Source organism: Sphingomonas trueperi, assembly GCF_040545965.1.
GTDB classification, from domain to species: domain Bacteria; phylum Pseudomonadota; class Alphaproteobacteria; order Sphingomonadales; family Sphingomonadaceae; genus Sphingomonas; species Sphingomonas trueperi_C.
Window position 1 is genome coordinate 115286 of sequence record NZ_JBEPMV010000009.1, and the last position, 21600, is coordinate 136885.

At 68.0% G+C, this 21600-nt stretch carries 21 protein-coding genes and 1 tRNA gene; 9 read left to right on the forward strand and 13 right to left on the reverse strand.

Features of this window, described 5'->3' with window-relative positions:
- Positions 1 to 87 precede the first annotated feature (87 nt).
- Both ABIC35_RS20520 and ABIC35_RS20525 read right to left on the reverse strand, forming a co-directional pair.
- Positions 88 to 1344 (reverse strand): DNA-packaging protein, encoded by a 1257-nt coding sequence (locus ABIC35_RS20520; protein ID WP_183049456.1) that lies wholly within the window; start codon positions 1342 to 1344, stop codon positions 88 to 90.
- Between the two features lie 50 nt (positions 1345 to 1394).
- Complete coding sequence (locus ABIC35_RS20525; RefSeq protein ID WP_121071883.1) at positions 1395 to 1886, reverse strand: hypothetical protein; 492 nt, start codon at positions 1884 to 1886, stop codon at positions 1395 to 1397.
- Between the two features lie 390 nt (positions 1887 to 2276).
- On the opposite strand from ABIC35_RS20525, the gene ABIC35_RS20530 reads away from it, so the two are divergent.
- From ABIC35_RS20530 to ABIC35_RS20540, 3 genes are all read left to right on the forward strand, one after another.
- Positions 2277 to 3092: a PEPxxWA-CTERM sorting domain-containing protein gene (locus ABIC35_RS20530; RefSeq protein WP_354278582.1), complete on the forward strand. Its 816-nt coding sequence runs from the start codon at positions 2277 to 2279 to the stop codon at positions 3090 to 3092.
- Between the two features lie 128 nt (positions 3093 to 3220).
- On the forward strand, positions 3221 to 4033 hold the full coding sequence (locus ABIC35_RS20535; RefSeq protein ID WP_121071884.1) for a PEPxxWA-CTERM sorting domain-containing protein: 813 nt from the start codon (positions 3221 to 3223) through the stop codon (positions 4031 to 4033).
- A gap of 128 nt (positions 4034 to 4161) precedes the next feature.
- Positions 4162 to 4962 (forward strand): PEPxxWA-CTERM sorting domain-containing protein, encoded by an 801-nt coding sequence (locus ABIC35_RS20540; protein ID WP_147425802.1) that lies wholly within the window; start codon positions 4162 to 4164, stop codon positions 4960 to 4962.
- A gap of 27 nt (positions 4963 to 4989) precedes the next feature.
- On the opposite strand, the gene dapF is transcribed toward ABIC35_RS20540, so the two are convergent.
- Together dapF and ABIC35_RS20550 are read right to left on the reverse strand one after the other, a co-directional pair.
- Positions 4990 to 5937 (reverse strand): diaminopimelate epimerase, encoded by a 948-nt coding sequence (gene dapF, locus ABIC35_RS20545; RefSeq protein ID WP_183049242.1) that lies wholly within the window; start codon positions 5935 to 5937, stop codon positions 4990 to 4992.
- Between the two features lie 9 nt (positions 5938 to 5946).
- Positions 5947 to 6621, reverse strand: coding sequence for a glutathione S-transferase family protein (locus tag ABIC35_RS20550; protein WP_121071887.1), 675 nt, complete (start codon positions 6619 to 6621; stop codon positions 5947 to 5949).
- 100 nt (positions 6622 to 6721) lie between these two features.
- Between ABIC35_RS20550 and ABIC35_RS20555 the strand changes: the two genes are divergently transcribed.
- On the forward strand, positions 6722 to 9217 hold the full coding sequence (locus ABIC35_RS20555; RefSeq protein WP_121071888.1) for a DUF2339 domain-containing protein: 2496 nt from the start codon (positions 6722 to 6724) through the stop codon (positions 9215 to 9217).
- Here ABIC35_RS20555 and ABIC35_RS20560 read toward each other — a convergent pair.
- Positions 9210 to 9653: a DUF6456 domain-containing protein gene (locus ABIC35_RS20560; protein WP_121071889.1), complete on the reverse strand. Its 444-nt coding sequence runs from the start codon at positions 9651 to 9653 to the stop codon at positions 9210 to 9212. The two genes, ABIC35_RS20555 and ABIC35_RS20560, sit on opposite strands and share 8 nt — an antisense overlap.
- A gap of 90 nt (positions 9654 to 9743) precedes the next feature.
- Here ABIC35_RS20560 and ABIC35_RS20565 point away from each other — a divergent pair, with 90 nt between their 5' ends.
- The 4 genes from ABIC35_RS20565 (at position 9744) to epsC (ending at position 13125) form a co-directional block, all read left to right on the forward strand.
- A complete protein-coding gene (locus ABIC35_RS20565) occupies positions 9744 to 10307 on the forward strand; it encodes a helix-turn-helix domain-containing protein (RefSeq protein WP_121071891.1) in 564 nt (187 codons plus the stop codon).
- A 69-nt stretch (positions 10308 to 10376) separates the two neighbouring features.
- Positions 10377 to 10745, forward strand: a complete 369-nt coding sequence (locus tag ABIC35_RS20570; protein ID WP_121071893.1) for a hypothetical protein — start codon at positions 10377 to 10379, stop codon at positions 10743 to 10745.
- Between the two features lie 126 nt (positions 10746 to 10871).
- The gene (locus tag ABIC35_RS20575; RefSeq protein WP_121071895.1) at positions 10872 to 12170 is read left to right on the forward strand and encodes a dicarboxylate/amino acid:cation symporter; all 1299 of its coding nucleotides are present in this window, start codon (positions 10872 to 10874) and stop codon (positions 12168 to 12170) included.
- The gene (gene epsC / locus ABIC35_RS20580; protein WP_121071897.1) at positions 12154 to 13125 is read left to right on the forward strand and encodes a serine O-acetyltransferase EpsC; all 972 of its coding nucleotides are present in this window, start codon (positions 12154 to 12156) and stop codon (positions 13123 to 13125) included. The genes ABIC35_RS20575 and epsC overlap by 17 nt, the downstream gene beginning before the upstream one ends.
- Positions 13126 to 13606: 481 nt before the next feature.
- Here the strand turns inward: epsC and ABIC35_RS20585 are convergent.
- The 7 genes from ABIC35_RS20585 to ABIC35_RS20615 form a co-directional block, all read right to left on the reverse strand.
- Positions 13607 to 13682: transfer RNA gene (locus tag ABIC35_RS20585), tRNA-Val, on the reverse strand.
- Between the two features lie 61 nt (positions 13683 to 13743).
- The gene (locus tag ABIC35_RS20590) at positions 13744 to 14694 is read right to left on the reverse strand and encodes a hypothetical protein (RefSeq protein ID WP_121071899.1); all 951 of its coding nucleotides are present in this window, start codon (positions 14692 to 14694) and stop codon (positions 13744 to 13746) included.
- A gap of 139 nt (positions 14695 to 14833) precedes the next feature.
- The gene (locus tag ABIC35_RS20595; RefSeq protein WP_121071901.1) at positions 14834 to 15709 is read right to left on the reverse strand and encodes a hypothetical protein; all 876 of its coding nucleotides are present in this window, start codon (positions 15707 to 15709) and stop codon (positions 14834 to 14836) included.
- 12 nt (positions 15710 to 15721) lie between these two features.
- A complete protein-coding gene (locus tag ABIC35_RS20600) occupies positions 15722 to 17197 on the reverse strand; it encodes an NAD(P)(+) transhydrogenase (Re/Si-specific) subunit beta (protein ID WP_121071903.1) in 1476 nt (491 codons plus the stop codon).
- 2 nt (positions 17198 to 17199) lie between these two features.
- Positions 17200 to 17493 carry a proton-translocating transhydrogenase family protein gene (locus tag ABIC35_RS20605; protein ID WP_121071905.1) on the reverse strand — a complete coding sequence of 98 codons (294 nt, stop codon included), beginning with the start codon at positions 17491 to 17493 and terminating at the stop codon, positions 17200 to 17202.
- Positions 17494 to 17654: 161 nt separating this feature from the next.
- Positions 17655 to 18776 carry an NAD(P) transhydrogenase subunit alpha gene (locus tag ABIC35_RS20610; RefSeq protein ID WP_121071907.1) on the reverse strand — a complete coding sequence of 374 codons (1122 nt, stop codon included), beginning with the start codon at positions 18774 to 18776 and terminating at the stop codon, positions 17655 to 17657.
- A 1-nt stretch (position 18777) separates the two neighbouring features.
- A complete protein-coding gene (locus ABIC35_RS20615; protein ID WP_093297881.1) occupies positions 18778 to 18915 on the reverse strand; it encodes an aa3-type cytochrome c oxidase subunit IV in 138 nt (45 codons plus the stop codon).
- Positions 18916 to 19075: 160 nt separating this feature from the next.
- Between ABIC35_RS20615 and ABIC35_RS20620 the strand changes: the two genes are divergently transcribed.
- Positions 19076 to 20503: a sigma-54-dependent transcriptional regulator gene (locus ABIC35_RS20620; protein ID WP_121071909.1), complete on the forward strand. Its 1428-nt coding sequence runs from the start codon at positions 19076 to 19078 to the stop codon at positions 20501 to 20503.
- On the opposite strand, the gene folP is transcribed toward ABIC35_RS20620, so the two are convergent.
- Complete coding sequence (gene folP / locus ABIC35_RS20625; protein WP_121071911.1) at positions 20488 to 21585, reverse strand: dihydropteroate synthase; 1098 nt, start codon at positions 21583 to 21585, stop codon at positions 20488 to 20490. The genes ABIC35_RS20620 and folP overlap by 16 nt on opposite strands.
- Positions 21586 to 21600: the final 15 nt, after the last annotated feature.

Genomic DNA, 21600 nt, shown 5'->3' on the forward strand with positions numbered 1-21600 from the left:
GCTGTGTCTCGCAGAGACCAACAGTCGTTCTGGAATCCCTCCACCCCCAACCCCTCCTCCAAGGAGGAGGGGCTTAGGGACGCGCCCTTACACCACCCGCACCGCCGCCTTGCCGCGCCGGCCGAGCATCAGCTCGGTCAGCGCCCAGACCAGCGCGTCGGCGCGGTCGGGCGAGCGGCCCGGCCCCTGGTAGCCGCCGGCCACCTGCAGCCCGGCAAGCTCGTCCTCCAGCGCGGGAAACACGCCCGCGTGCCACACCACGCCCTTTTCGTAGAGCAGCGCCACCGGCTCGGCGCGTGGCACCTTTCCCTTGCTCGCATGGACCAGCCGCAACGGCAGCCGGTGATCGGCGGCCTTCAGCACGCTCTCCACCATCGCGCCGCCCTGGTTTTTCTCGGCCACGACGCATTCGGCCTCCAAGCGCGCTACGCAGTCCGCCACCGCCGCCGCCCAGCCTTCGGGACTGAGCCCCGCGACGCTGGCATCGGCGAGCACATAGCCGCACCGGTCCTCGCCCAATCCGACCGCGACGATCCCGCACGCATCGCCCTCGGTGCCCGCCGGCGGATCGACCCCGACCACCACCCGCACCAGCGGCACGTCAACCGCGCGGCGCTGCCGCTCGATCAGCGCGCGGGGCCAAAGCGCGCCCGCGACATCGTCGATCATCTCGCCGTCCAGCTCCTGCCGCCCGAGCCGCGTACCGGCATATTCGGCGAACATCGCCTCGACGAAGCTGCGCGGCAGATGGATGTTGTCGCGGGTCCGCCCCCGCGTTTCGTGCAAGGCCGGGCGCGGAATCGCCATCACCCGGCGCATCAGCTTCACCGGGCGCGGCGTCGTCGTCACCACCACCCGCGGCGTGTCGCCGCGGCGCATCCCCATCATCAGATTGTCCCAGGTCGCATCAGCGGTCCCGGCCGACCATTTGGCCAGCTCATCCGCCCAGGCGAAATCATGCTCCGGCCCGCGCAGTTTTTCCGGCGCCTCGGCCGAATAGACCAGCGCGCGGGCGCCCGACGCGAACACCAGCTCGCCCGCCGTCGCCCGCCAGTCGAGCGTCTCCCCCTCCAGCGCCAGCGCGAGCAGCCCGGACGGCCCCTCCACCATCACCCGCCGCGCGTCTTCCAGCGTCGCGCCGACCAGGGCGATGCGCGCGCCGGGCACCTCGCGCGCCATCTGGCTGACCCATTCGGCGCCCGCCCGCGTCTTGCCGAAGCCGCGCCCGGCGCGGATCAGCCACACCCGCCATGCGCCGTCGGGCCAGAACTGGCCTTCATGCGCCCAGCGCTCCCACCATTCGTTGAACACGCGGATTTCGCTGTCGGACATGCGCTCCAGCATCCGATCGCGTTCCTTGCGCGGCAGCAGCGCGAGCCTCTCCAGCGGATCCCTCACTTCCCCTTCTCTGCCTTGAGCCGCTTTTCCAGGGCATCCAGCCGCTTGGACAGCGCCGCCTGCGCCTCTTCGCGGCTGATGCGATGGACCGGCCCGCCGAGGCGCTTGCGCCGGCCCTCCACCGTGGGCCGATGGTTGCGCAGCAGATTGAGCGCCAGCTCGGCGTCGAGCGGTTCCTCCGGAACGTCGCCGGTACCGAATTCGACGTCGTTCACGCCGGCGCCCGCGCGGCGGAGCAGCCGTTCCTCCAGCCGATCATACCCCATCAGCAGTGCGTCGCGCCACAGCGCGGCGAATTCCGGATCGCGCCGACGCAGCGCATACACCCCCGCATTGGACATCCCGGCCTCTGCGCAGGCGAGCCCCACATTGCAGGTCACCGCCAGCATATCGAGGAAGGTCTGCCGTTTCTCGCGCGTCCAGCCGCGATCCGATACGCTTCGGATCTGCCGCCGCCGCTGGTTCCCCGAAGCGATCGTCAGTGCCATCCGCCCTCTCCCGAAAACACAAACGGGCCGAAAGCACCCCGTGCCCGGCCCGTCCCTTCGAGCCGCGCCCGGCGACTCGCACTTCTTCATCGTTCCTGTTTTGTGCCATATCAGCGTGACGATGTCAAGAGTATTTATCCCATTTGGTTATGCCAAAAACGTGGGAGGTTTTGGTGCGGTGGAGACATCCGGCGCGGGTCAGTCTTTCGCATGCTCGATTGGCGTTGCTTTGAAACGAGACAATCAGAACCGTGCGACGAGGGGGTCAAATCGCTCCTCAAGAAAGTTGATATACCTGCAGTAACCAGCGGATATTAAAACGTTAACCATGTTGCCAACCCGCGATTACCCACTAACGTCCCGATCTTCAAAATCGAACAGGTGGGAACCATGGTACGAACTGCGCTGATTGCTGCCGCGCTGCTGCTCGGCACCGCCGCCGAGGCAAAGCCCTACAAGATCACGATGACGGCGGGCCTTTACACCAGCTTCCTTCCCGGTGGCTCGAAACTCGACACCATGACGTTCCAGGCGATCGTCAACGATCCCCAGGTCATCACGACATTCACGCCGGGCGGCGATCCGATCTTCGGTTTCGATATCTTCAAGTCGACGACGAGGATCGCCACCTACTTCGACACCAAGGTGGATGGTGCCTCGGCGACCAAGTCGTTCATGGATCTGACGCTTTCGTGGGACACCGGGAAGACGTACGAGACAGGCGGGCTGAGCATTCACAAGACTCTGAAGGTGGGTCTGAATAACGCGTCGATTCCCGCGATGACCCAAATTGCGACGCCGCCGATCGACGCGCTGTGCCAAACGGCATATCAGCCCGCCGGGAACTGCGCTTCCAAGGAGGTGACATCGACCCTTATGATCGCCCCCTATTCGGAGCTCATCGGCATCGACACCTATCTCGGTAAGGATGACGCTGCGAAGGATGTGCTGAATTTCTCGCTGGGTAACGACAGCAACATCAACCCGTGCTGCGTATATTCCGAGATTGGCTGGCAGGTCACCGCACCGGCAGGCTACGATGGACCGGACCCGGTGCTTCAAGGCATCGGCGTGATCGACTTCAACGTCAGCAACTTCACCATCTCCCCGGTGCCCGAACCGGCGAGCTGGGCGATCCTGATCACCGGCTTCGGCATGGTCGGCGCGGCGATGCGCCGGAAGACGCGGGTTCTCGCGCGCGCCTGAACGAACGCGGCTGGCGGCGCCGATGCGCGCATCCAGCCGCCTCCAGGCAACACAGGCATTTCCACCGGCGCAGCGGGCACGGCGTCGGTCGGAACGATCGACTGCCCGAAATCGAACAGGTGGGAGCCATGATACGAACTGCGCTGATTGCTGCCGCGCTGCTGCTCGGCACCGCCGCCGAGGCAACGCCCTACAAGATCACCATGACCGGCCTATACTATACCAGCTATCTGCCCGGGACAGCAAAGGGCGGCACCATGTCGTTCCAGGCGATCGTCAACGACCCGAAGGTCATCACGAGGATCTTCCCCTTCGAGGGGCCTGATGGCCCCTTGGAAGAATTCAATTCCGAAACCAGAATCGCCACCATGTTCGACACGAAGGTAGACGGCGTCACCGCATCGAAGTCGTTCATGGACTTGAGCCTGTCGTGGCTCACCCTTCCCAACTACGACCAAGGCTATTTCGGCATCCACAAGGTGCTTCGGGTCGATTTCAATAGCCTCTCGATCCCGTCGATGGCGGAGATCGCCAGGCCACAGATCGAGGAGCAATGCCAGACCGCCTACCAGCCTTATGGCGCCTGCACGCTGCAAGGTATTTCGTCTGAGATGATATCCTACTATTCGGATGCGATCGGCATCGACACCAACATCAGCGTGGACGACAAGCGCAAGGACATCCTGGACTTCTCGATCGGCAAGGATGCCAACATCAATACCTGCTGCACCTTCGCACGGATCGATTGGACGGCAGTCCCGCCGGCGGGTTATGACGGCGAGGCCCCCTCGCCCGGCAGCCCCGGTACGATCGACTTCAGCCTCGCGAGCTTCACCATCTCCCCGGTCCCCGAACCGGCGAGCTGGGCGATCCTGATCACCGGGTTCGGCATGGTCGGCGCGGTGACGCGCCGCAAGAAGCGGGCGCTCGCGCACGCCTGAATGGAAGCGGCTGGCGGCGCCGATGCGCGTATCCAGCCTCCTCCAGGCAATACAAGCATCTCCACCGGCGCAGCGGGCACTGCGCCGGTCGGAACGATCGATTGCCCGAAATCGAACAGGTGGGAACCATGATACGAACTGCGCTGATTGCTGCCGCGCTGCTGCTCGGCACGAATGCGGAAGCGACGCCGTACAAGATTACGATGAACGCCTATTACGACACCCTCTACACGCCGGGGACGCCGAAAAGCGGCACCATGTCTTTCCAGGCGATCATCAACGACCCGCAGGTCGTCACCACCACCTCCACGGGGCAATGGGGTCTCGATATCGTCTCCTCCAAGACGCGCTTCGCCGCGATGTTCGACACGAAAGTCGACGGGGTCACCGCTGCGAAGTCCTTCATGGACCTGACCCTGGGCTGGGCCACGATCCCCAGCCTCGAGTTCGGATATCCCAGCGTCGAGGAGGTCCTGCAGGTACGCTACAACGCCCTGTCGCTGCCATCGACAGTGCAGATCGCCAAGCCCACGATCACGGATCTCTGCAACACCGGATATCAACCCTATGGCGCTTGCACGCTCGGGCCGATCACGTCGACGACGCGGACGGATATCGGAGGGGCGCTGTTCCTCGATACCTATGGGCCGCTGGACAGCAGCAAGAACAACATCCTCGATTTCTCGCTCGGCAACGACGGAAGCTATCTCGGCTACAACGAAGACGAGGTGAATTGGCAGGCGACGCCGCCGGCGGGCTATACGGGCGACGATCCCTGGCCCGAGCACAGGATCGTGTACCAGTTCACCCTGGGCAGCTTCACCATCTCCCCGGTACCCGAACCGGCGAGCTGGGCGATCCTGATCACCGGGTTCGGCATGGTCGGCGCGGTGACGCGCCGCAAGAAGCGGGCGCTCGCGCACGCCTGAACGGGTTGGGCTGGGCGCTTCCCGCGCTCAGCCCGCCAGCGCGACGACCATCGCCTCCCAGGCCGCGCGCTCCGCGTCGCGATCGCGCAGCGTCTCCACCGCGCCGAGCGTGCCGGCGTCGAAATCCACCTCCACCGCCTGCTCCGATTCGAACGTTGCGTTGCCGCTGAGCATCACCCGCGTGTCCGGCTCAGCCTGGCCGCGGACCATGCCGCCGCGATTGAACACTTCGATCGGCGTGCCGAAGGGGACGCGGCCGGTGAGCGCGGCGCTGAGTACCGAGGCGGCCATTGCGCTGCCGCAGCTGTCGGTCAGCCCCACGCCGCGCTCGAAGGTGCGGACGAACAGGCGGGTCGGGCCACGGACCTCGACGAACGACACGTTGGCGCGCGCGGGCAATAGTGCCGGGCGGCTCTCGCACCATTCCCCGAGTGCCACAAGTTCGGCTTCGTCGACCTGCTCGACAAAGGTCACCAGATGCGGGTTGGGCATCGCCACCGCGGTGAAGGCACGGGCGTTGGGCAGGCCGGCGATCGGCGCGTCCAGCACCTGCTCGGGCGCGCCGACCAGCCCGACATCGGCGGCGCGGGTCGAGTTCGGCCCCACCAGCGTGCGGATCGTCGCGACGCCCGGGGCGATCTCGGGATCACGCGCGACGCTGGCCGAGCTGGTCTTGAGCTTCACCTGCGCCGCGTCCAGCCCCAACAGGTCGAAGCCCAGCCGCGCGGTGCAGCGCAGGCCGTTGAGGCAGGTCTCGGCCTCGGAGCCGTCCGAATTCCACATCCGCATGCCGAAGGTGTGGGTGTCGTCGCCCGGCACCAGCGCGAGCAGGCCGTCGCCGCCCACCGGCCCGGCGCGATCGGCGAGCAGGCGCGCGAGCATCGCCCACTCGGCTTCGGACAGCGTCATCGCGCGGGCGTCGATCAGCGGGAAGTCGTTGCCCGAGCCGTGGCACTTGGTGAATTCGATACGCATGCCGCCCATTTAGGCGGCGGCGGGCGCCTTGGCTACTGCGCCGCCCATCGCCTCTACCTGCGCCTTGTCGCGGGCGAGGATCGCGGCGAAGCTCGGCCGGGCGTGGATCGCGTCGACATAGGCCGCAGTGCGCGGATAGCGCGCCGCGTCGACGCACACCCCGACGCAGCCCAGCGTCGCGAGCGGGCTGGCGACCGCGATATCGGCCAGGGTCAGCCGATCCTCGACGAGAAAGCCGCTGTCGGGGATGGCCGTCTCCAGATAGGCGAAGATCGGCGGCAGAAGCTCGTTCTCGGCTTGGTCGGCGGCGGCGTGGTCGCACGGCAACTGCATCACCCGGGGCTTCACGAACCGATTGCCGAAGATCGCCGAGCCCGCCGCCATCATGATCGTGTCGGCCAGTTCGTCGAACCAGATCGTCCGGGCGCGCGTCTCGGGTGCCGGCGGGATCAGGTTGGGCTCGGGATATCTCGCCTCGAGATAGGTAACGATCGCGGTCGAATCGGAAATGGTGAAGTCGCCGTCGCGGAAACCCGGCATCTTGCCGAAGGGGCTGATCGCGCGAAACTCGGGGTCCGGGCTGCCCGGCCCGGCGAATTTCAGCTGTAACTCCAAGCCCTTCTCCGCCCCGAACACCATGCATTTGCGGACGTACGGGGACAAGGTCGAACCATAGACGATCATCGGCGTTCCTCTCCTATATGGCCGGCAGCATAGCCGATTTTGCGCCGAGTCGCGCGGCCTGTGCGCGACATCGCCGCGCGAACGTGCGAAGTCGGGCGCGATGACCGGTTATGCCTTCCTGCTGCTCGCCGTCGCCGCCGCGACCGCCTTCGCCGTGCTCAAGCGGCGGATCGACCGGCTGGAGCGCGACCTGCAGACGCTGGAGGTGCGGCTCGCGCGGCTGGACGGCCGCGCGCAGGCGCCGGCGCCACGGCCGGTAGCGAGCCTGCGAACCGCGGTCGAGCCCGAAGCAACAACCGCCCGCGAGGTGGAAGCCGAAGCGCCGCTGGTGTGGGAAGACGCGCCGATCGAGGCGCCCCCCGCACCGCCGAGTCCTGCCTTCACACTGCCCCGCCTGAGCTTCGAGACGCTGGTCGGCGGACGGCTGCCGATCTGGATCGGCGGCGTCGCGCTGGTGCTCGCCGGGTTCTTCCTGGTGCGCTATTCGATCGAGCAGGGCCTGCTCGGCCCCGCCGCGCGCACCGGCATCGCCGCCCTGTTCGGCCTCGCCCTGGTCGCGGCAAGCGAAGCGGTGCGCCGCCTGCCCGCCACCCGCGACGACGCGCAGCTGGGCCAGGTATTCGCCGGCGCGGGCATCGCGAGCCTGTACGGCACGCTCTACATGGCTGCCGCGCTCTACCATCTGATCGCCCCGCTCACCGCGTTCGGCGCGGTCGTGCTGGTGACGCTGGGCGCGATGGGGCTGTCGCTGCGCCACGGCCCGCCGACTGCGATCATGGCGCTGGCCGGCGGCTTCCTCGCGCCACTGGTGGCCGGGTTCAACGCCGCGGGCATCGCCCCGCTGCTCGTCTATCTCGGGCTGTTCGTCGCCGCCTTGTTCGGGCTGGCGGTGCATCGCCGCTGGGGCTGGCTGGCGCTCGCGGCGAGCGTCGCGGGGCTGGGCTGGACCCAGTTCCTGATCGCGGTGCTCGACGGGCGCGTCAACCTCTCCGCCATCGGCCTCTACACCATGCTGCTGGCAGGTGGGGCGAGCGCCGCGCTGCCGGCCGCGGGCCTGCGCAACCGCTGGCTGCGGCTGGCGCCGTTGCTGGTCGGATTGCTGCAGCTGGTGGCGATCGCGCCGGGGCTCGATTTTGGGCCGCTTGCCTGGAGTTTTTACCTCGTCCTCGCCGCCGCGACGCTGGTGCTTGCCTGGCGCGACGCCGTCTATCTCCCCGGCGCGCTCGCCGCGATGGCGCTGCTGCTGGCACTCGAGGCCCTGGGGCTCACCGCCGTCCACCACGGCAGCACGCCGACTGGCGCGCTCATTGCGGCGCTGCTGTTCACCAGCGCCGGCCATGCGCTGGCGGCACGCGGGCGGCAATGGATCGCGCTCGCGCTGCTCGGCGCCGCTGGCCCCGTGCTCGTCGCGCATGTGCTGACCCTGGCGCTGCTGCCCCCGCTCGGCTGGGGCCTGCTCGAACTCGGCGCGGCGCTCGCCTGCGCCCGGCCCGCCTGGATGCTGCGCAGCGACGCCGACGATCCCGCGCTCATCGCCGCGACGCTGGCATCTGCGCTGCTGCTGACCGTGGCGCTGGCCCAGCCGCTGCCGCATGGCTGGCTGTCGGTCCCGCTCGCGCTGGTGCTGGGGGGGCTGGCCGTCTGGGCACGGCAGGTGCGCGCGCCCACCCTGTTCGCGCTACCGATCCTGTGGCTGCTCGCCGCGCTGGTCGCCGCGGGGCCGCCGTTACTCGACGTTGCCTCGGCAATCTTCGTGGCGCTGATCGGTGATCGCCTGCCTTACAAGGAGCTGCCGGTCTTCGCCGATCTGCTGCGCGTCCTCGGGCTGCCGATTGCCGTCGCGTTGGCCTTCCTCTTCGTCGACCCGCGGGCCTTCGGACGCGCCCGGCGTGGCGCCGCGATCCTCGCAGGCACGAGCGCCGTGCTGCTGCTCTACACGCTCGCCAAGCAGCCTCTGGCGATCGCCACGCCCGAGCGCTTCCTGGCCTGGGGCTTTGTCGAGCGTGCGCTGTTCACCCAGGCGGCACTCGCTGCCGGCTGGGCGCTGTTCCGCGCCGGTCGACTGCACGGGCTGGTCAAGACGCTGCTGCTGCTCGGCCTCGCCCGGCTGGTCTGGTTCGACCTGCTCCTGCTCAACCCCGCCTTCGTCGCGCAGCAAGCCGGGCCGCTGCTCGCCGCCCACTTTGCCCTCGCCGCCTTCTGGTGCTGGACGCTGCCGCGCCTGCGCATCCCGGCCGCGCTGCTCAGCATCGCCGCCGCACTCGCCGCGGTGCGATGGGCGGCGCAGGGCACGCTGCTCACCGGACCGATCAGCAGCCTGGAAAATGGCGGCTATTCGGCGGCACTGCTGCTCCTCGCACTCGCCTGGCTGTGGCGCGGCATCGCGGCCGGGCGGCACGACCTGCGGCTGGCCGGGCTCGGCCTGCTGACCCTCACCACCTGCAAGGTGTTCCTGATCGATGCCGCCGCGCTGGACGGGCTGCTGCGCATCCTCTCCTTCCTGGGACTCGGCGTGGCGCTGATCGCGATCGGCTGGGCCTATAGCCGCTTTCTCGCCCGCCCCACCCCCGCGCCGGAGGCACCGCCGCTTACCTGAGCCGATAGTGATCCGCGACGCGGTCGAGGGCGAGGCACAGCACCAGCTTGCCCGCGCGGCTCGGCCAGCCGAGCCCCTTTTCGGCGGCGCTCAGCCCCTCGCCCGCGCAGACCACGCGCCACAGAATGTCGGAGAGCCCGCCGCCCACCGCTGCGATCGCCGAATCGAAGCGGCGCTTGGCGGCGATCTGCGCCAGCGTCGGGTCGAGCGGCTCGGGCGCCGCGCGCCGCCCGCCCTCGCGCGGCGCGGGATCCCACCGCATCGTCACGCTTGGCCCCAGCGAGGCCGTCTCGTAATCGCCGCGCAGTCGCTCCCCCGCCTCATATTGCCGCGCATCGACATGGCCGCGAGCGCGCAGCCAGTCGAGCGGCGACTCGCCCAGATTCACCGTCACGCTGCGGCCCTTGCCCGTTGACCGCTCCACCAGCTCGCGCATGCCGTGATCTCCTTTTGTTCCTAAGCGCCCCTCTTGCCATCGCGGCGCATCTGTAGGAAAGAGGAAAACCGATTTGGTTAGGAGCAGGCCATGATCACCGCGATACGCGAAGTCCGCCGGGCCAAGGGACTGACCCTCGACGACGTCGCCCGCCGCTGCCAGCCGCCCACCACCGCGCAGACGATCGGCCGACTGGAAACCGGCACCCGCACCGTTTCGGTCGCCTGGCTCAACCGGATCGCCGCTGCGCTGGAGGTGGATGCCGCCGATCTGGTCCAGCTTCCCGATCGCCCCGATGTGCCGGTGGCCGCGATACTGGAGGCGGACGGCGCCCATGCCCCGCGCCGCCCCGCAACGCTGGTACCGCCCCGCCCCGAGGCCGGCACCATTGCCATCGCCGTCGAGGCAAGCATCGGCGACTATCGCAGCGGCGACGCGATCTGGTGCGAGCGGCTCGCCCCCGCCGAGTTCGGGCGTGCGCTCAACCGCGACGTGCTGGTGCCGCGCCCCGCCGGCCGCTTCCTGTTCGGGCGGCTGATCGGGCGCGACGGAACCCGGCTGCAGCTGCTCCCCCCCGGCGCGGGCGGCCGCCAGCAGGTGGTGACGGACCCCGCTTGGATCGCCGTCGCGGTGCGCCTGGTACGCACGCTATAGGCATTGTTACGCCCTTGCTCGCTGCACCTGTTGGGCGCAACATGCTGCGCAACAGGAGGGAAGAAGACCATGAAGAAACTGGCTCTCATTGCATCCGCAGCGTTCCTCGCCGCGGCCGGCCCTGCGCTGGCCGACGACTGGGATTTCATGCTCACCAACGCCACCGGCAAGCTGATCACCAAGATCGAAGTCGCCGCCGCCGGCAGCGGCAGCTGGGTCGACAACAAGGTCGATGCCGAGCTCAACAAGGACGGCAAGGTCAAGCCGGGCGGCAAGACCACGGTGCATTTCGAAAAGGCGGCAACCGCCTGCAAGTTCGACGTGCGCGCCACCTTCGAGGACAAGACCAATGCGGTCTGGTCGAACATCAACCTGTGCGACAACAGCTATGTCATCGTCGCCTTCACCGGCGACAAGCCGACGTTCAAGGCGAACTGATCGGCGCGCCGGGCGGCCCGTTGCGGTCGCCCGGCCCCCAAGCCCGCCGCGCCGGGCTGATAGCAAATCTTTGTTCTCCTACTTGGTGAGTAGGATATCGTGGCACTCCGAAAGGAGCCGCCACGCATGGCCAACGCCGTCCCCGCCCGTATCCGCCCCAATTTCGCCCTTCAGGTGCTGCTCGGCATGGCCGCCGGCCTGGCGCTGGGCTTCGCCGTCCGCGCGACCGGGCAGGCCGGGCTCGGCGAGGCGCTCCACACCACCGGGCAGATCTTCGTCCAGCTGCTCAAGGCGCTGGTGCCGCTTTTGGTGTTCACCGCGATCATCGCCTCGATCGCGGCGCTGCGCGACCTCGACAATGCCGCGCGGCTGGTCGCCCGCACCTTGTTCTGGTTCGCCGCCACCGCGCTGATAGCGGTGCTGATCGGCATCGCGCTGGGCCTGCTGCTCCAGCCGGGCCTGCATGCCGGTGTCGCAGCGAGCGCGGCCAAGGCGCCGTCGAGCACCGGTTCGTGGCTCGACTTCCTGAAAGGTGTCGTCCCCGCCAATTTCCTCGGCCTCACCGCCGCCACCACATTAAAGGACGGCACGGCCACCACCGGTCTGTCGTTCAACGTGCTCCAGATCATCGTCGCGGCGATCGCGATCGGTGCGGCGGCGGTGCGCGTTGGCGAGGCGGGCAGCGCCTTCCTCCAGTTCAACGCCTCGGCGCTCGCCATCTTCCGCCGGCTGCTGCGCTGGGTGATCGCGCTGACGCCGATCGGCACCGCCGCGCTGATCGGCGACGCAGTGGTGCGCTATGGCTGGGACGCGCTGTCGGCGCTCGGCGCCTTCGCGGCGGCAGTCTATATCGGCCTCGCGCTGGTGCTGCTGGTCGTCTACCCGGCGCTGCTCGTTGCCAACGGCCTGAACCCGCTGCGCTTCTTCGCCACCGCCTGGCCGGCGATCCAGCTCGGCTTCGTCTCGCGCTCCTCGGTCGGCACGCTGCCGGTGACCGAGGAGGTGGTCGAGCGGCTGGGCGTACCCTCGGCCTATGCCGCCTTCGCGGTGCCGCTGGGCGCGACCACCAAGATGGACGGCTGCGCGGCAATCTACCCCGCCGTCTCGGCGATATTCGTCGCGCAATTCTTCGGCGTGCCGCTGCACCTGGCCGACTATGGCCTGATCGCCTTCGTCGCGGTGGTCGGCTCGGCGGCGACGGCGGGACTTACCGGCGCGACGGTGATGCTCACCCTCACTTTGTCGACGCTCGGCCTGCCGCTGGAGGGCGCGGGGCTGCTGCTGGCGATCGATCCGATCCTCGACATGGGCCGCACCGCGGTGAACGTCGCTGGCCAGGCGCTGGTGCCGACGATCGTCGCCCGCCAGAGCGGCCTGCTCGCCCCGGACGCGCTCGGCACCCCGGCCCATGCCGCCACGGCCTGACGCGATGGTGTCCGGACACGCCTTCGCGGGCGAAATCGCCGATGCGGTATCGGCGCTCAACACCGTCCGCTCGGCCTGGCGCGAGCGCCGCGCCGAGCATCGCGGCCTCCCCCGCTTCCCCGCGCCGGCCGAGCTCGCCCGCTTCGTCGAGCATGTCGCCGCGGCGCTGTTCCCCACCCGGCTCGGCGGCTTTCGCGGCGGCATCGCACGCGAGGATGATTTCGTCGCCGAGCAACTGTCCCATGCCTTCGCGATCCTTCGCGAACAGCTCGCCGCCGAGTTCGACTATTGGCAGCGCCACAGCGCCACCCCGTTCGACAGCGACCAGCCCGACCTGCTCGTCCGCCTGTTCGCTGCCGCGCTGCCCGAGATCCGCACCCTGCTCGACGCCGATGTCGACGCGGCGTTCGTCGGCGATCCCGCCGCGCGCAGCGTCGACGAGATCCTGATCAGCTATCCCGGCGCGCTGGCGATCCTCCATTATCGCATCGCCCACCAGCTGCACGGGCTGGGCGCGGTGATCGTCGCGCGGATCCTCTCCGAGCTCGCCAATGCCCGCACCGGCATCGACATCCACCCGGCGGCGATGATCGGGCCGAGCTTCTTCATCGACCATGGCACCGGCGTGGTGATCGGCGAGACGACGATCATCGGGCGCAACGTGCGGCTGTACCAGCATGTCACGCTCGGCGCGCGCAGCCCGCTGGGGCTGGCCCCGGCGGGCCCGCGCAGCCGCTATGCCCGCCACCCGATCCTCGAGGACGACGTGATCATCTATGCGGGTGCGACGATCCTCGGCCGGGTGACGATCGGCCGCGGCAGCACGATCGGCGGCAATGTCTGGCTGCTCGACGATGTGCCGCCCCACAGCGTGCTGGTGCAGCCCGCTGCGGTGCCGCTGTACGGCGATGCGCAGAGCAACCTGACGGCGCGGCTGGCGGAGCATCGGGACTAGGTGGGGATGCAGGCTCAACCGTTCTCGTTACTCGCTGTAAGCGGCCGGGACTGGTGAGAAGCAGATATGCGAGGGCCGCTTCGTTAAATGCAATCACCGAAAGCACAGGACACAAACAATCCTACGAACGTCAGCAGCCACAGCATCCCCACCACGTACACACTCACAACCGCGGCTCTCGCGAGTGGCCACCAAGGTGCAAAAGTAAAGAGGATCGCGCCGAACAGAGTTGGCAGACCTGCGACAACGAAGACGACGAACCCAGAAGGCCTCCATGGCACGCCATAGACGGAGCAGACGTATAAAACCATGACGACAACAGGCACAGCGAGGGCTAGCGCCGAGCGTGATGCGACGTTCATCGAACGAAGGCGAGCGGTCCTCATCGAACTAGCCTACAAGGCCGATGCGCGGATGCAATACGAACGCCCGCTATTGGCCGAAAGCCGCCACCCTGCTTCCTGATTCAGCCGAAGGAAAATGGTGGGCGGTGACGGGCTCGAACCGCCGACCCTCTCGGTGTAAACGAGATGCTCTACCAACTGAGCTAACCGCCCGCGCGCGCCAATGGCGTCTGCGTTAGACGCCGATGCCAAAGCTGCGCGCGAAGGGCAAGCCTCAAACGAGCGAAAGTCCCGCCCGCTTCACCGCCGCGATATAGCGCTCCATGCCGCGCCGGGCCAATTCGCTCAGCGCAATGTACGCCCGGCGGCGGTCGGTGGTGTCGGCCTTGCGGTCGAACAGACCGGCTTCGTTGAGCGTGCCGATCCAGCGCAGCGCGGTCGTCGGCGGCACCGCCGCGGCGATGCACAGGCTGGAGACCGAGATCTGGCGATGCTCGAGTTCCGCCGCATAAAGATCGAGCAGCATGTCCCAGGCGGGATCGGCGAACAGATCGCCCTCGAAATAGTCCGCCCGCATCCGCCGCGCCCGGATCACCCGCCGGATTTCCGCGGCGTCGGTCTCGACGGTCTCGCTGCCGCCGTCCATGCGGAACGCCATGGACTCGTTGCGAACAGTCGCGCTGCGCTCGGGCAACTCGCTGCGGGTGAGGCGCGACAGCGAGTCGGCGATGCGTGCCACTTCCTCGTGGAAACGCCGCATGCGCATCGTCTCCTGGTCGCGCATGCCGTCGTGCAGCCGCGCTATCGGCTCCCTGCGAAGCGACAGAATCGCCCCAAGCCGATCGACATCGCTCGGGGCACATTGCACCATCGCCGAGTGCGGCAGCAGGCCGATCGCGGCGTCGATCTGCTCGGGTGTCACCGTGGCGAGCAGCGGAATGCCGCGTGCCTCCGCCATCGCGCCAAGGCGGATCAGCAGCGGCTCGAGCAGATCCGGCGGCACGCCTTCAGCCTCGAGCAACAACAGCTGTACGCCGTCGAACAGCGTCTCGGCATGCAATGCGCTCGCGGCGTCCAGAGGCTGGCGGGCCCGAAGACCGGCCGCCGCGACGATCCGCTCCGCCGCCGCCGCGCCCCCCGGCGACCCCGCGACGATCTGCGCGACATCGGCCGCGATGTCGTAGGAAATGCTTTCGAGCCCCCCGGCCCCAATTGCCTCGTACATGTCCGCCCCCATGGTTCGACATCTGTTCCCCAACAAATGCCGTATGGCTCCGAAATGGCGGAGTCTGTTCTACTCCAAATCGGAGCGATTTGGCAGACCGTTTAGATGGCCTCTCCAAAGTGGAGCAAAGAAGTTGGAACTAACCGCGTTTGCGGCGCAAATCCTCGACCTGCCCCTCCTGCAATCCAAGCATGGTCCGTGCGGCACTGGCGAGAGTCGCGGTCATCAGAACAAAGCCCAGGGCAGTGAGCGCGAGGATGCCCGACACCAGCACGACTTGCGACGCGGCCGGCAGGTTCTTGGCCGCGAGCACGATCATTAGCAACGTTTCCATCAATGCCTGCGCGTTGGCGCCGGTCTGCACCAGCGTGGCGAGGATCGGCAGGAAGAAGAAGGCGAGCAGCGCCAGCCCCGCTGCCGCGATCAGCATTGCCAGCACGGCGAACGCGCCGAAGATCGACCAGAAATGCCCGCGCGATTGCGCCCAGGCCTCATCGACCGTGATCGTCTCGTAGAGATAGGTGAGCGGCAGCGCGATCGAGAGGCGCACCTGGACGAAGATCAGCCCGGCCAGCTCCACCAGCAGCAGCGCGACACCCAGCCAGCCGGTCGCGGCCCCAGGCACCAGCCAGGCGAGCAGCCCGAGCAGGAAGCCGTTGGCGAGCGTCAGCAGGAAGGTCGCAACCAAGGTGGCGATCGTCAGCAGCACCAGCAGCGCGAACACCCGCAGCTCGTTGGCGCCCAGCCGCAGATAGCAGGCCCCGCGCTTGTACGGGTGCAGCGTCGCGCGCGTCGCCGCGGTGATCAGCACCGCGACAAGCGCCAGCGCCAACCCTTGGCTGAGCAGCGCCGCGCCAAGGCCCCCCGCGACAGTATCCGGATCGGCAGGTGCGATCAGGATCCGCAGCAGCCCGATCGCGAAGATGCCGACCAGGTAGAGGATCGCCCAGACGAGCACCGCCAGCGAATGCTGCCGCAACAGGCGGAACGCACCGCCCAGGATCGATCCGACCACCCCATCCCCCGCTCAGTCCAGCGACTTGACGATTTCTTCCACCATCTTCTTAGCATCGGCGAGCAGCATCATCGTGTTGTCGCGGTAGAAAAGCTCGTTGTCGACGCCGGCATAACCGACGCCGCCCATGCTACGCTTGATGAACAGCACGGTCTTGGCCTTCTCCACGTCGAGCACCGGCATGCCGTAGATCGGCGAGGACTTGTCGGTCTTGGCAGCGGGGTTGGTCACGTCGTTGGCGCCGATGACGAAGGCGACGTCGGTCTGGGCGAATTCGGAGTTGATGTCCTCCAGCTCGAACACCTCGTCATAGGGGACGTTCGCCTCGGCGAGCAGCACGTTCATGTGCCCCGGCATGCGGCCCGCGACCGGGTGGATCGCATATTTCACCCGCACGCCGTGCGCCTTGAGCTTGTCGGCCATCTCGCGCAGCACATGCTGGGCCTGCGCCACCGCCATGCCATAGCCGGGGACGATGATCACCTGCTCGGCCTGGGACATGAGGAACGCAGCATCCTCGGCGCTGCCGCGCTTCCACGGCCGGTCGACCGCCGCCGCCCCGCTGGCCCCGCCTCCGGCATCGCCGCCGAAGCCGCCCGCGATCACGCTGAGGAAGCTGCGATTCATCGCCCGGCACATGATGTAGCTGAGGATCGCGCCCGAGCTGCCGACCAGCGCGCCGGTGATGATCATCGCGGAGTTGTGCAGCGTGAAGCCCATCGCCGCCGCCGCCCAGCCCGAATAGCTGTTGAGCATCGACACCACCACCGGCATGTCCGCCCCGCCGATGGGGATGATCAGCAGGAAGCCGATGGCGAAGCTGAGCCCGGTGACCGTCCAGAAGATCCAGGGGCTCTGGTCCTGGGTGAAATAGGCGATCAGGCCCAGGATCGCGACGAGCACGCCCAGGTTGAGCACATGGCGGCCCGGCAGCAGGATCGGCTTGCCGCCCATATTGCCGTTGAGCTTGAGGAAGGCGATCACCGATCCGGAGAAGGTGATCGCGCCGATCGCGACGCCCAGCCCCATTTCGATGCGGCTCTGGAGGAAGATCACGCCGTCATTGGCAATGCCGAACGCGCCGGGATTGAGGAAGGCCGCGCCCGCGACCAGCACCGCGGCCAAGCCGACCAGCGAGTGGAAGGCGGCGACGAGCTGGGGCATCGCGGTCATTGCGATCCGCCGCGCGGTGACGATGCCGATCGCGGCACCAATGCCGATCGCGGCGAGCAGTTCGACCAGCGTCAGCGTGTCGAGCACCGGGGTGCCGTAATTCTCGCAGATCGCGCCCGTGGGACACGGCGGTGCGATGCGGGGGACATGGGTGACGAGCGTGGTCACCACCGCGATCGTCATGCCGATCATGCCGGCGCGGTTGCCGCGCTGGCTGGTGGCGGGACTCGACAGCCCGCGCAGCGCGAGGATGAAGCAGACGCCCGCGACGAGGTAGGCGAGTGCCGCCCAGGGATTTTGCGCGATGCTCTCCATGCTCAGCGAACCTTCTTCTTGTACATGGCGAGCATCCGCGCGGTCACCGCGAACCCTCCGAAGATGTTGATGCTGGCCAGCACCACCGCGACCAGCCCGAGCCATTTCGAGGTCTCGCCCGCGCCCCCCAGGCTACCGGCCGCGGCCGCGATCAGCGCGCCGACGATGATCACCGAGGAAATGGCGTTGGTCACCGCCATCAGCGGCGTGTGCAGCGCCGGCGTGACCGACCAGACGACATAATAGCCGACGAAGCAGGCCAGCACGAAAACCGAGAGGATCGAGATGAAGTCCATGATCTACTCCTGATCCGCGCGCAGCGGCGCGGAAAGATCCTCCCCGACGGGGAGGGGACCAGCCGCAGGCTGGTGGAGGGGTGTCCCTGCCTCAATCGAAGGGCTACGCGCCTCCGTCGCGCTGGCGCGCGCGACCTCCCCTTCCAGGGGAGGATCGTTGCTCACGACAACAGCCTCTCGTGCACCACCTTGCCGCCCTGGGTCACCCGCACGGCGTTGCCGATCTCCTCGTCGAGCACGGGACGGCCCGCCTCCTTGTCCCAGAAGGCCGAGAGGAAGTTGAACAGGTTGCGCGCGAACAGCGCCGAGCTGTCCGCCGCCAGCCGGCTGGGCACGTTGCGATGGCCGACGATCTTCACGCCGTGGCGCTCGACGATCTCGCCCACCACCGAGCCCTCGACATTACCGCCCTGCTCCACCGCCAGATCGACGATCACGCTGCCCGGACGCATCGTCGCGACCTGGGTGTCGCTGATCAGCCTCGGCGCCGCGCGGCCGGGGATCAGCGCGGTGGTGATCACGATGTCCTGCTTGGCGATGTGTGCCGAGACCAGCTCGGCCTGTGCGGCCTTGTAGGCGTCGCTCATCTCGGTGGCATAGCCGCCGGAGCCCTCGCCCTCGATCCCGGCGACATTCTCGACGAAGATCGGCTTGCCGCCGAGCGACAGGATCTGCTCCTTGGTCGCCGAGCGCACGTCGGTGGCGGAGACCTGCGCGCCCAGCCGCCGCGCCGTGGCGATCGCCTGGAGGCCGGCAACGCCGACGCCCATCACGAACACCTTGGCGGCGCTCACCGTGCCCGCGGCGGTCATCATCATCGGAAAGGCGCGGTCATATTCGGCGGCGGCATCCAGCACCGCCTTGTAACCCGCGAGGTTCGACTGGGACGAAAGAATGTCCATCGATTGCGCGCGAGTGATTCGCGGCATGAACTCCATCGCCAGCGCCTCGAGGCCGAGGGATGCATAGCGATCGATCCGCCCGCGATCGTCGAATGGATTGAGACCGGCGACCAGCCACGCACCCTGCTTCAGCCCGGCAAGGCTGTCTGGGTCCGGCCCCTGCACCGCCAACACGATATCGGCGTCGGCCAGCACCTCCGCGCGCGTGCCGGTGGTAGCGCCCGCCGCGCTAAATGCGGCGTCGTCGTAGGAGGCGGCAAGTCCCGCCGAGGACTCGACCGCTACCGAAGCCTTCAAATTAATGAATTTCTTGACGGTTTCGGGCGTAGCCGCGACACGTCGTTCGGCAATCGCCGCTTCCTTGAGTACTGCGATCTTCACGTCAGCGGGCGATCAGGAAAACGACGAAAGCAGCGATGAGGAAAACCGCCACCGTGCCCCACTTCATCAAAGCCGTGAAACCGTTGAAGGTTTCGACATGCGATTGGATCTCGCCGGCGTTTTCACCTGTTTCAGCCATTGATGCGCTCCTCTCCTAGGTGCTCGATGTCTTACACCGCTGGTCCGGCTTGCCTCAACCCCGCCCTACAAAGAACTGTTTCGGCCCTGCTTAAGCCGAACTTTACGCATCTGGTCTAACCGATGCGGCTCGAAACGGGACATTTGGGACTGGAGTCGGCATGACGCGCAACGGGCAACGTCTTCTGTTGCTGATCGATTCGGAACCGGCGCAGCGGCGTCTGGTGGCCGCGATCGCTTCGCGCCGTGGCTGGCGGACGATTTTCGCCGACGATGCGGAGAGCGCACTGGCAACGCTCGGCACGCCCGACGGCTTGGCGGTCGATGCGATCCTGCTCGACCACCCCGCCTCGGATGCCGATGCCGCGATCCTGATCGCCGAGCTGCGCGCGCGCCGGCCGCACATGCCGATCCTGGTGCTCGCCGCTAACGGCTCGGTCGCCGCAGCCGTGGGCGCGATGCGCGCCGGAGCCAGCGACTTCCTGGTCAAGCCGATCGCTTCGGAACGCCTGCTCGCCGCGCTGGAGAGCGCGATGGGCGGCAGCAGCGCCGGCGAACTCCGCCCGCTCACCGAGAAGCTCACCGCCAATCTCGGATTCGCCGAAATCGTCGGCTCGGCCCCGCAATTCCGCGCCGCGCTGGCGGTCGCCGCCAAGGCCGCCCGTGCTCGCGTACCGGTGCTGATCGAGGGCGAGAGCGGCGTGGGCAAGCATGTCGTCGCGGAAGCGATCCACGGCGCGTCGCCGCGCGCGCGAAAGGAACTCATCTGCGTCAATTGCGGCTCGATCCCCGCCAACCAGGTCGAATCGGAACTGTTCGGCCATGAGGAAGGCGCCTTTACCGGCGCGTTCGAGCGCAAAGTCGGCCGCCTCCAGGATGCCGACGGCAGCACCATCTTCCTCGACGAAGTGAGCGAGATGCCGCTTGAGGCGCAGGTCAAGTTGCTGCGCATGCTGCAGACCGGCGAGATCCAGCCGCTCGGCGCGCGCCACCCGCGAGAGGTCGATGTCCGCGTCGTGGCCGCCAGCAACGTGCCGCTGCTTGCCGAAGTGGAAGCCGGCCGCTTCCGCGAGGACCTCTATTACCGGCTCAACGTCGTCCAGGTGACGATCCCGCCGCTGCGTGAACGCGCCGGCGACATCCCGGCGCTCGTCCGCCACCTGCTCGCGCGGATCGCCGAGCAGCCGGGCCTGCGCCAGCTCGGTATCAGCGAGGACGCGCTGCAGCTGCTCACCGCCTATGACTGGCCGGGCAATGTCCGCCAGCTGCAGAACGCGCTGTTCCGCGCCGCGGTGCTCTGCGACGAGGAAGGGCTGACCCGCGACGACTTCCCGCAGATCGCCCAGATCGCGCTCGGCAAGCCGATGACGTCCGGGCCGGTGGTGAACAACTCGGGCATGGGCGGCATCACGCTGTTCCGCCCGGACGGTAACCTGCGCCCGCTCGACGAGATCGAGGCGGACGTGATCCGGCTGGCGATCGGCCATTATCGCGGCCGGATGACCGAAGTCGCCCGCCGGCTCGGCATCGGTCGGTCGACGCTCTACCGCAAGCTCGGCGAACTGGGGATCGATCAGACCGCAGCGTGAGGCGCGGTGAGCGCGGCGTCCTGCATGCCGCGCCACACGCGCAATGCCTGGACGCTTTCGAACACGTCGTGGACGCGCAGCAGCTGTACCCCCAGCGCGGCCCCCTTCAGCGCCAGAGCCAGCGATCCCGCCAGCCGCTGTTCGGCCGGGGCCTCGTTGGCGAGCGCACCCACGACGCGCTTGCGGCTGGCCCCTAGCAGGATCGGGCAGCCGAGGCCGTGGAACAGCGCCAAGCCGTTCATCAGCGCGAGATTGTCGGCCAGCGTCTTGCCGAAGCCGATGCCGGGATCCACGACGATGCGCGACCGATCGACACCTGCGGCGACCGCGGCGTCCACGCGGGCCTCCAGCCAGTCATACACTTCGAGCAGCACGTCGGCGTAGGCGCCCTTCCCCTTGGCGCCATGCTTGGGGTCGGCGGCATGCATCAGCACGACCGGGCAGCCCGCGCGCGCCACCACCTCCAGCGCGCGATCGTCGTAGAGCAAGGCCGACACGTCATTGACGATATGCGCGCCCGCCGCGAGCGCCGCCTCCATGACCGCTGCCTTGCGCGTGTCGATCGAGATCGCCGCGCCACTTGCCGCCAGCTTTTCGATCACCGGCACGACGCGGGCGATTTCGTCGCCTTCCCATACCGTCTCCGCGCCGGGGCGGGTGGACTCGCCGCCGACGTCGAGGATCGCCGCACCGGCAATGCTCATATCGACGCCCGACTGCGCGGCCGCCGCAGGGTCACCGAGATGCTTGCCGCCGTCGGAGAAGCTGTCCGGCGTCATGTTGAGGATCGCCATCACCTGCGGCTGGTCGAAGCGCAGCGTGCGCGGCCCGAGGGTCAGCGGCGGACGGGTGGCGGTAATTCGCGCTGCCATGGGCGCAAGGCGGGGATCGGCTTCGGCCTCAGCGATGGAGAGGACGCGCTGGAGGACCCGCTTGCCCTTCTCCACCGCGATCAATTCATAGGCGGAGAACCACAACAGCCCGCCGGCCAGCCGCGCGACCTCGCCGTCGCGGCCCACGGGCGTGTCGACGAACTGGATCGGGCGGAGGTACGGGCGCGCGGCGGGGGGAAGGTCTAGCATTCGCTCGTGCTACCG